Source organism: Nocardia sp. NPDC059154, assembly GCF_042755705.1.
In the GTDB taxonomy this organism is placed as follows: domain Bacteria; phylum Actinomycetota; class Actinomycetes; order Mycobacteriales; family Mycobacteriaceae; genus Nocardia.
Window position 1 is genome coordinate 1 of sequence record NZ_JBHZCS010000122.1, and the last position, 8,508, is coordinate 8,508.

The window sequence follows — 8,508 nt, forward strand, 5'->3', positions numbered from 1 at the left end:
GGTGGTCGCCGAAATCACCACGCTCACCGAAATCAGCACGTGCGTCGAAGTTGCTGTGCTCGCCGAATTCGCCGCGGGTGTGAAGACCCTCGTGGACGTCGAAGTGCTCACGCTGGTCGAACCGCTCACTGGTGTCCATACGCTCGTGATCGCTCAACGTCGCACGGGTATCGAAACGCTCCCGGTCGTCGAAGCGGGCATGGTCGTCGAATACCGGTCGGGCGCTGTGGTTTTCGCCCCAGCGAGAACCCTCACGCGCACCGATTCCATCGCGCTCGCCGAAGCCCTCGCGCTCACCGAAGCCCTCGTGCCCCTGGAAGTGCGCACGTTCGCCGAGATCCCCGTGCTCCTGGAAGTGCTCGCGCTCGCCGAAGGTCTGGTTTTCGCTGAAGCTCTCACGTTCCGCGAAGGCGGTCTGCCCCTGGAAGGCGTGGTGCTGGTGATCGGCGAGGCCCGTGTTCGCAATTCCGACATCGCTGCCGTGCCGGCCGATGTCGAAACTCGAGCTCTGTGCGACCGATACCGACTGGTCGACGGATTGCACGTCGAAGCCCGGACCGATGCCCTCGGAATGGTCGAGTGAGATGTTCACCTCGCTCGACACCGATGATTCACCGATGTTTCCGAATTCCACGGCGGGCGATTCGTGGAATACGTTACCGTCGATTCCCATGCCTATCGGTCCGATCTGGGCCGAACCGTATGATTCCGCGTCGACAGCCATTGCCTTTTCCTCTCGATACCGTGGCGGCGTTCCTCAGTTGAAGAGGAGGCTATGACCCTGATCTGGGAGAACGCTCGGAGCGGGCTGTGGATTCGAGACACGTGGCCCTGAGCATCCGGACAGCGCACGCACAGCCGGCGCACAGCGGGTTACCAGTTCGGGTCCCTACTGTTTTCGCACGAGCGAATATCCCCGACGACGGAATGGAGCCGCAGCATGGCAGAGGCGCTGGGCATAGTCATCGGATCCGACGCATTCGTGCGCGCCTCGAACAGTAACCGGCGGAGCGCCCGAATTCCCGGTGTAATTCGTTTCGAATCCGCCGACCGCCCGGTACTCGGCACGCTGGCCGGCACCTACGCACATTCCGACTCGAACTGCGAATTCCGGGATTTCACCACACGGGTGGGTGATCCGATTCCCGTGGTCGCGGGCGACGGCACCGCCCGGACCGGGGCCCAACTGGTCGCCACCGCGATCGCCCTGCTGCTCGAGCCGGGATGCACCGCCGTCGTCGCGCACCCGGTGACGTGGACCGAGCAGGCCGTGCGCGAGCTCCGAGAGTCATTGGCGCAGAAGCCTACTCACGCAACACTCGCCAACGAGGCCGAGGCCGCCGTCGCCGCGCTGCGGGCGTCCGGCGAGGTGGATCCGGAAGCCACACTCCTGCTGTGCAATGTCGGCAAGTCGGGTATGGATGTGGCCGTGGTGACGGCGATCGGTGACAGCGTCCGAGTCGATCAGGCCGTCCACTGCCACGAATTCGGTGGTGACCTGGTGGATTCCCTGTTCGTGGCACATGTGCTGGACCAGGTGGCCGCCGCACACCCCGGATTCGATCCCGCCGATCGCCGCAATTGGCCCGCGCTGCGCGAGCTGCGCACCGGGGTCACGCGCGCCAAACATCAGCTGTCGAGCAACGTCTCCGCCACCATCGAGGTGAATCTGCCCGGCATCCGCGACAATCTGCGCATCGTGCGATCCGAGTTGGAGTCCGTGATCGCCGATCCGGTATGGCAGGCGGTGCAGCGCATCACGCAATCACTCGACAGCGCGCTCCGAACCGGCCACGCCGTCGACTGCATCGTCCTCACCGGTGGCAGCTCGGCGATTCCACTCCTCACCGAGAACCTTTCCGCCGCAACCGAAGTCCCGATCATCACCACCACCGATCCGGCACACACGGTGATCCGCGGCGCCACCCTGCTCGCCGCCCGCACGCTGCGTACCCGTCCCCGCCTCGACTCTGCGGCACGCGTCCTGCCGCCGGGCATATCGGCCGCTGCCGCCGCACCAGCACCCGAGCGCGCGCCCGTGCCACAGCCGAGATCCGCTGCACCCCAGCCGAAGCCGATGGTGGCGAAACGACTCCCGACGTCGCCACCGCCCCGACCCGGAGACGTCGGCGACGACCGATCACAGTCGGGACGCCGCACGTCCAGGCCCGCCCTGTGGGCGGCTGCCGTCGCCGCCGCGGTGCTGGCGGTCCTCGGTGGTGTGGTCGTCGCTTTCGACCACACGCCCGCCACCGGTCCGCACACCTCGGCCACCTCCCAGGCGCCGGGCCACCCGACCTCGGCCGGCGGTCACCACTGAGCCGCCTTCCATCGGCGCCCCGCCTACCGCATCAGGTCTGTCCAGAACTCGCAGCGGTGGTCGGCGTAGAAGGCATCGGAGAACTGGTTGCCGCCGGGGCGGAAGGAGAGGAATGACGGTGCGGCCGTGGTGTATTGCGGGATGGCGGGCAATCCTTGCGGATCCGCGGTGCCCGCGGCGATGAAGCGGGTCCAGTAGCGGCGCATTTCGTCCTGCAGGCGCTGCTGGTCGGGGGTCATGGCGACGTGCAGGACCGGGCCGGCCTGCACGAGGTCGAAGAGGGAGGGGAGTTCCGCGGCGTGGTAGGCGCCCATCGGGAAGGTGCTGGGCGGGGCCAGGGCGGTCCGGTCGTCGAACTCGTAGACGTAGGTGGGGTTCTGGCGGCCGAAGTCGCCGACCTGGTCGGCCAGCCGGCAGACGAACTTGTCGGTCCAGGCCCGGGTGAGCGCCAGCGCGGGCTGCGCGTAGTCGCCGAGGGGGTACTCCGCCATGATCCGATCGACCTGCGCCCGGTCCATGCCGCCCAACCGGGTGGTGAGCAGGGTGGGATAGTCCGCGGCGGTCATCCTGGCGCCGAGCGGGATGCCGTAATCCATCCACACCCACAGCGCCATCTCGTCATGGTTGGAGCCGATGAAGGTCGGAACATGGTTCATCCCACCGGCTTTGAGGACCGCAATGGGATCGCGCGGGAGAAAGTCGTTGCCGTACACCACATTCGCCGACTCCGGCGCGTGATCGACGAGCACGTCCGCCGGAAGACTGCGCAGACAGGCCGCGTCCGCTCCCGGGCATCCGGCTCCGGCCGCCCAGGCATCACCCTCGGCCTCGGCGGCGGGGAGGGCTTGCCCGGCGCACAGGCCGCTCTGCATCATGGCCGCCTGGAACAGCCCGGCCGAGGAGGGTGTGGCCAGCTGCGTGCAGATCGAAACCCCGCCCGCCGATTCACCATCCACCGTCACCCGGTCCGGGTCGCCGCCGAACGCCGCGATATTGCGCTGCACCCAGCGCAGCGCGGCCTGCTGATCCATCAGCCCGTAGTCCCCCGAGCCGTCGCCCTCGTCCAATGCGGAGGCGGCCAGGAAGCCGAACGTCCCGAGCCGGTAGTTGATGGTGACCACGATGCTGTCGCCATCGGGCTGCGACACCAGCGGCGCTGCGCCGTACATGCTTCCGGTGCCCGTCTGCAGGCCGCCGCCGTGAATCCACACCATGACCGGCAGGCCGCGGCCGTCGGCGGGCAGGGTGGGCGGCGTCCAGACGTTCAGGTAGAGGCAGTCCTCATCGGTCGAGCGCAGCCCGCCCGCGCCCGTGGCCTGCGCGCATTTCGGCCCGGCGTCGCGGGCCTCGCGCACGCCCGGCCACGGCGGCACCGGTGCGGGCGGCCGCCAGCGCAGCGCGCCCACTGGCGGTGCGGCGTAAGGGATTCCATTGAAGAGCCGGTAGTCCGGGGCGAGCACGCCGTGCAGGCTGCCGCTGTCGATGGCGACGGTGTCGGGGGCAGCCGGCAGGGCCCGCGCCACCGGTCCGTTCACCGCGAAGACCGTCACCAGCAGGGCGACCACCGAGAGCACCGCCCCGGCTCCCCATCCCATCCACTTCCGGTCGCGCACGATCACCCGAGCCTCCTGGGCCAGCAGCGTTATCGCGTAATCGTTCGATACTAATCGGCTGTCCGGTACGGAGGCCCGGAGTCTCGAGATGCGCACAAAACCCCTGCATACGAGTGGGTCACCGCGCGGCGGGCGTCTCACGGCGAGACGGCCGTTGACAGTCGGTTCCGGGCCGGAAACCGTGGGCCCATGACCCGGACCTCACCCGACGCCCTCGATCTGTTCGACCCCGCGCACCTCGACGATCCCTATCCGCTGTACCGGCGACTGCGCGAGGAATCGCCGGTGTACCGCATCCCGGGCACCGACTTCTACCTGGTGACCTCATGGGATCTGGTGACCGAGGCGGTGAATCGGCCCGCCGAGTTCTCCTCGCACCTCACCGGCGCGCTGCTGCGGCAGGAAGGTCGGCCGCCCGCCACCTTCGACATGGACGGCGGCGGCCAGGCCATCCACGTGCTGGCCACCGAGGACGATCCCAGCCACCAGGCACAGCGGAAACTGGTCCAGCCCTTGCTGGCCAAGCGGATTCGCGGGCTCGGACCCACCGCCGCCGAGCTGGTGGACCGGTTGTGGGCCGAGCAGCTGCACGACGATCGCATCGACTGGGCGACCGGCATGGCCGACCGGCTGCCGCTGGCGCTGGTCGCCGACATCGTCGGGCTGCCGGATTCGGATGTGCCGCAACTGCTCACGTGGGCCTACGACAGCACCGAGATGCTGGGCGGGGTCGTCGAGGCCGAACGCTTCGGACAGCTGGTCACCGCCGCCACCGAGCTGGCCGCCCACCTGCACACCAGGTTCGCCGCCGCCCGACAGGATCCGGGCGACGACCTGCTCGGCGTACTGGCCCGCGCCTGCACGGCCGGCGACATCACCGACGCGGTGGCGGTGCTCATCCTGGTCCAACTCGTCGGCGCGGGCGGCGAATCCACGGCCGGGCTGATCGCCAACGCCGCGCGAATGCTCGCCACCCGCCCCGAACTCCAGGACGAGCTGCGCCGCGAACCCGCGCTGCTGCCCGCGTTCCTCGACGAGGCGCTGCGGCTGGAATCACCCTTCCGCGGCCATCATCGGCACGTCACCACCGATACCGCGCTGGGCGACACCGAGATTCCCGCGGGCAGCCACGTGCTGCTGCTGTGGGGTGCGGCCAATCGGGATCCGGCCCGCTTCGAACATCCCGACGCCATCGACCTGGACCGCCGCAGCGGGGCCAACAATCTCGCCTTCGGGCGCGGCATCCACTTCTGCATCGGCTCGGCGCTGGCCAAACTGGAGGCCACCGCGGCCCTGACCGCGCTGCTGGACCGCACCACCGAATTCACCCTCGTCGAAGACGCCCCGCCGCAGTGGTTTCCGAGCATCTTCGTGCGCCGCCACCGCAACCTGCCGCTGCGCATCCGCTGATCGGCCCGGATTCTTCCGCGCGTCCGCCGCGTGCCGGAGGCTCGGTCACGGCATGATCGTCGTCGATCGGGGGGATTCACCGTCGTGACCACAGGAAAAGGGGTTCTGTTCGTGAAGACCGTGTACCTCCGCCGCATCGCCCTGGCCACGCTCGCCTGCGCCGCCTCCGGCGCCTTCGCCGCCCCCGCGTCCGCTGACGCGGCCCCGCAGCAGATCACGCTCGACTACTCCAAGGGCCGCTGCGCCCAGACCACCCTGCTGGCTCACTCGTTCACGCCCACCACGCTGGAGATCACCACCTCCAACAACTTCACCGACGACGCCAAGATCGACATGAACGGGCAGCGCACCCCGCTGCCCGACACCTACGGCGCCCAGACCACCCGGATCGACCTGGGCACCCCGATGCCCGGGGTCATCCCCTTCGAGGTCTCCGGCTCGGAGTGGCCGGGCAGCGCCGGCACCGGCTGCAAGGGCTGGATCATCATCGCCTGACACGCCCGCGAGAACGACCGAGCCCCGGAGGTCTTCCTCCGGGGCTCGATCGTTTCGGCTCACTTGCCGTGGGCGCGCAACTGGTACAGACCCTCGGTCTCGGCCACCACCACGCCATTGGCGTCGGTCACCACGGCCTCGAGAGTGAAGTCGGCCTTGCCCTTGGCCTCGGCCTCCTCGGTGATGCGCGCGATCTCCTCCTCCGACAGCGTGGCCTCGGCGCGCACATCGGTGGCGGCGGGCTTCCGGAAGAAGATGTGCAGATCCTTCACCAGGGGGAAGTACTTGGCGGTGTCGAAGCTGGCGATGGCGAGCGCGCCGCCCAGGATCTCCGCGACGGTGAACAGCACGCCGGCGTACATGACGCCGAAGTGATTGCCGTTGCCCTCGACCGGCACCGTGGTGGCGGCGAAACCGGGGCGCACCTCGTCGGCCCGCACCCCCATCTTGTGCGCGATCGGAATCGTGAACTCCAGACCACTGTTCACGACCTCGTTCAGCGGCGGGGCATCGTTCCCCATGCGGACCTCCTCGTCCCGGAAATAGGGCAACTTACTGACGTATTGCCAACAACGTGAATCATTATGGGTGAGAGGGTTGCGGCGCAACTCTTTCAGCCCCCGGGTGAAACCCGCCACATTCGGGCAAATCATCCCATGTCACCTCTAGTATGCAAGTTGTGTCCAAGACCTTCTCCGCCGCCGAGCGGGCCTACCGCGAAATCAAGGAACGCATCCTGAGCGGCGACCTGCCGGGCGGGGAGCTGGTCAGCGAGAACGAGATGGCCGGGGAGCTGGGCACCTCCCGCACCCCGGTCCGCGAGGCCTTCCTCCGGCTCGAGACCGAGGGCTGGATGCGGCTCTACCCCAAGCGCGGTGCGCTGGTGGTGCCGGTGCCCTCGCGCGAGGCCGAGCATGTGATCCATGCCCGCTACATCGTGGAAACCGGCGCGGTGGACGCGCTCACTCGTATCGCCCGCGCGGGGCTGATCCCCCGGCTGCGCGAATCCCTGGACCGCCAGGGCGAACTCGCCGACGCGGGCGACCTCGACGAATTCGCCATCGTGGACGCCGATTTCCATCGCGAGTACGTGGTGGCCGCCGACAATCCGCTGCTCATCGGCTTCTACGACTCGTTGCGCGAGCGCCAGCGCCGGATGAACAGCGTTGCGCTGCACCGGGGCGAGACCCATCCGCACCGGATCATCGAGCAGCACACCCGGCTCGCCGACCTGATCGAAGCCGCCGACGCCGCCGGTTTCGCCGAAGCACTCGCCGAGCACCTCACCGACGTGCACGGCGTGACCCTGAGAGGACTGTGATGGCGACGCTGACAGCCGTCGGCACCCGCACCACCGGTATCGGCACCCATCCCAGGGCGTGGCTCGGCGTGGCCGCGGCGATCTTCGCGATCGCCTGGGGCGGTAATGAATTCACGCCGCTGCTGGTCATGTACAAGCGGGACGGGCTGCCCGTCACCACCGTGGATCTGCTGCTGTTCGAATACGTGCTGGGCATCGTCCCTGCGCTGCTCATCGGCGGCCCGCTCTCCGACCGCTACGGCCGTCGGCCGCTGATGCGGCCCGCGCCCTTCATCGCGGCCACCGGCTCGACCCTGCTGGCCTTCGGATCCGCTTCCGTCCCCATGCTTTCCGCCGGACGCGTGCTGTGCGGCATCGCGCTGGGCCTGGCCATGGCGGTGGGCAGCAGCTGGCTCAAGGAACTCTCGCAGCCGCCGTTCACGGCCGAGACCGCCTCGGGCACCGGGGCGCGACGCTCGGCCATGAGCCTCACCGGCGGCTTCGGCGTGGGCGCGGGCGTGGCCGGGGTGCTGGCCCAGTGGGCGCCGTGGCCGGACACCCTCGCCTACCTGATCAATGTGACGCTGTGTGTGCTGGCGGCGGCGCTGCTGTTCCGCGCCCCGGAAACCACTGCCCCGCAGGCGAATCCGGGTCGGCTGCTGGACGATCTGAAGGTCCCCGCCGCCGCGCACCACCGCTTCCGCACCGTGGCGCTGCCGGTGTGCCTGTGGCTGTTCACCTCGTCGGCGGCGGCCTACGCCATCATGCCGACGCTCATGATGCCCAAGGTGCACGGCGCGCCCATCGCCTTCTCGGCCCTCATCACGGTCATCACGCTGGGCTGCGGGTTCGGCATCCAGTCCGTCGCCCGCCGCATCGACCGGCCGGGCTCGCTGCGCCTGCCGGTCCTGGCGCTGAGCCTGGTGATCACCGGAATGGTGCTGGCCGCAGCGGCTTCCGCGACCCTCACCATGTGGCTGACCGTGCTGACCGCCATCGCGCTGGGCATGGGTTTCGGCAGCGGCCTGGTCGCGGGCCTGCTCGAGATCGAGCGCATGGCCCGGCCCGACGATCTCGCCGGACTGACCGCGGTGTTCTACGCGGTCAGCTATCTCGGCTTCGGCGTCCCGGCCGTCATGGCGGTCTGCCACGACAGCACGGGCATCGGCTACCCGGCCATGTTCGGCGTCCTCGCGTCCGGGTGCGCTCTCTGCCTGGGCATCGTGAGCCGCGCCCGCGCAGCCTGACCCGAGCTGCAGGAAACCCCGGAAAACAGTGGCGGGGGCCCGAAGTCGGCCGCCACCACCCTCATCTCTCCTCCCCCTCCCAACGAACGGGGGATGAGCTCCCTCCCGATCTCCCTGGTGCCC

General features: G+C 69.0%; 8 protein-coding genes. 6 read left to right on the forward strand and 2 right to left on the reverse strand.

Annotated features, from left to right (window positions below; genetic code table 11):
• Both ACFXN1_RS49215 and ACFXN1_RS49220 read left to right on the forward strand, forming a co-directional pair.
• Nucleotides 1-583, forward strand: a 583-nt coding sequence (locus tag ACFXN1_RS49215; protein ID WP_379464065.1) for a hypothetical protein, incomplete at its 5' end; no start/stop codon positions are given.
• 357 nt (nt 584-940) lie between these two features.
• The gene (locus ACFXN1_RS49220) at nt 941-2,320 is read left to right on the forward strand and encodes an Hsp70 family protein (RefSeq protein WP_379440576.1); all 1,380 of its coding nucleotides are present in this window, start codon (nt 941-943) and stop codon (nt 2,318-2,320) included.
• 23 nt (nt 2,321-2,343) lie between these two features.
• On the opposite strand, the gene ACFXN1_RS49225 is transcribed toward ACFXN1_RS49220, so the two are convergent.
• A complete protein-coding gene (locus ACFXN1_RS49225; RefSeq protein ID WP_379464067.1) occupies nt 2,344-3,939 on the reverse strand; it encodes a carboxylesterase/lipase family protein in 1,596 nt (531 codons plus the stop codon).
• Between the two features lie 183 nt (nt 3,940-4,122).
• Between ACFXN1_RS49225 and ACFXN1_RS49230 the strand changes: the two genes are divergently transcribed.
• Nucleotides 4,123-5,343 carry a cytochrome P450 gene (locus ACFXN1_RS49230; RefSeq protein WP_379436549.1) on the forward strand — a complete coding sequence of 407 codons (1,221 nt, stop codon included), beginning with the start codon at nt 4,123-4,125 and terminating at the stop codon, nt 5,341-5,343.
• Between the two features lie 84 nt (nt 5,344-5,427).
• Complete coding sequence (locus ACFXN1_RS49235) at nt 5,428-5,838, forward strand: hypothetical protein (RefSeq protein ID WP_379400549.1); 411 nt, start codon at nt 5,428-5,430, stop codon at nt 5,836-5,838.
• Nucleotides 5,839-5,897: 59 nt separating this feature from the next.
• Here ACFXN1_RS49235 and ACFXN1_RS49240 read toward each other — a convergent pair whose 3' ends face one another.
• Nucleotides 5,898-6,359, reverse strand: a complete 462-nt coding sequence (locus tag ACFXN1_RS49240; protein WP_379436548.1) for a PaaI family thioesterase — start codon at nt 6,357-6,359, stop codon at nt 5,898-5,900.
• 149 nt (nt 6,360-6,508) lie between these two features.
• On the opposite strand from ACFXN1_RS49240, the gene ACFXN1_RS49245 reads away from it, so the two are divergent.
• Both ACFXN1_RS49245 and ACFXN1_RS49250 read left to right on the forward strand, forming a co-directional pair.
• Nucleotides 6,509-7,159, forward strand: coding sequence for a GntR family transcriptional regulator (locus ACFXN1_RS49245; protein ID WP_379387790.1), 651 nt, complete (start codon nt 6,509-6,511; stop codon nt 7,157-7,159).
• Entirely contained in the window at nt 7,159-8,385 is a 1,227-nt protein-coding gene (locus ACFXN1_RS49250) for an MFS transporter (RefSeq protein ID WP_379436546.1), read from the forward strand. The genes ACFXN1_RS49245 and ACFXN1_RS49250 overlap by 1 nt, the downstream gene beginning before the upstream one ends.
• The last annotated feature ends 123 nt before the right edge of the window (nt 8,386-8,508 follow it).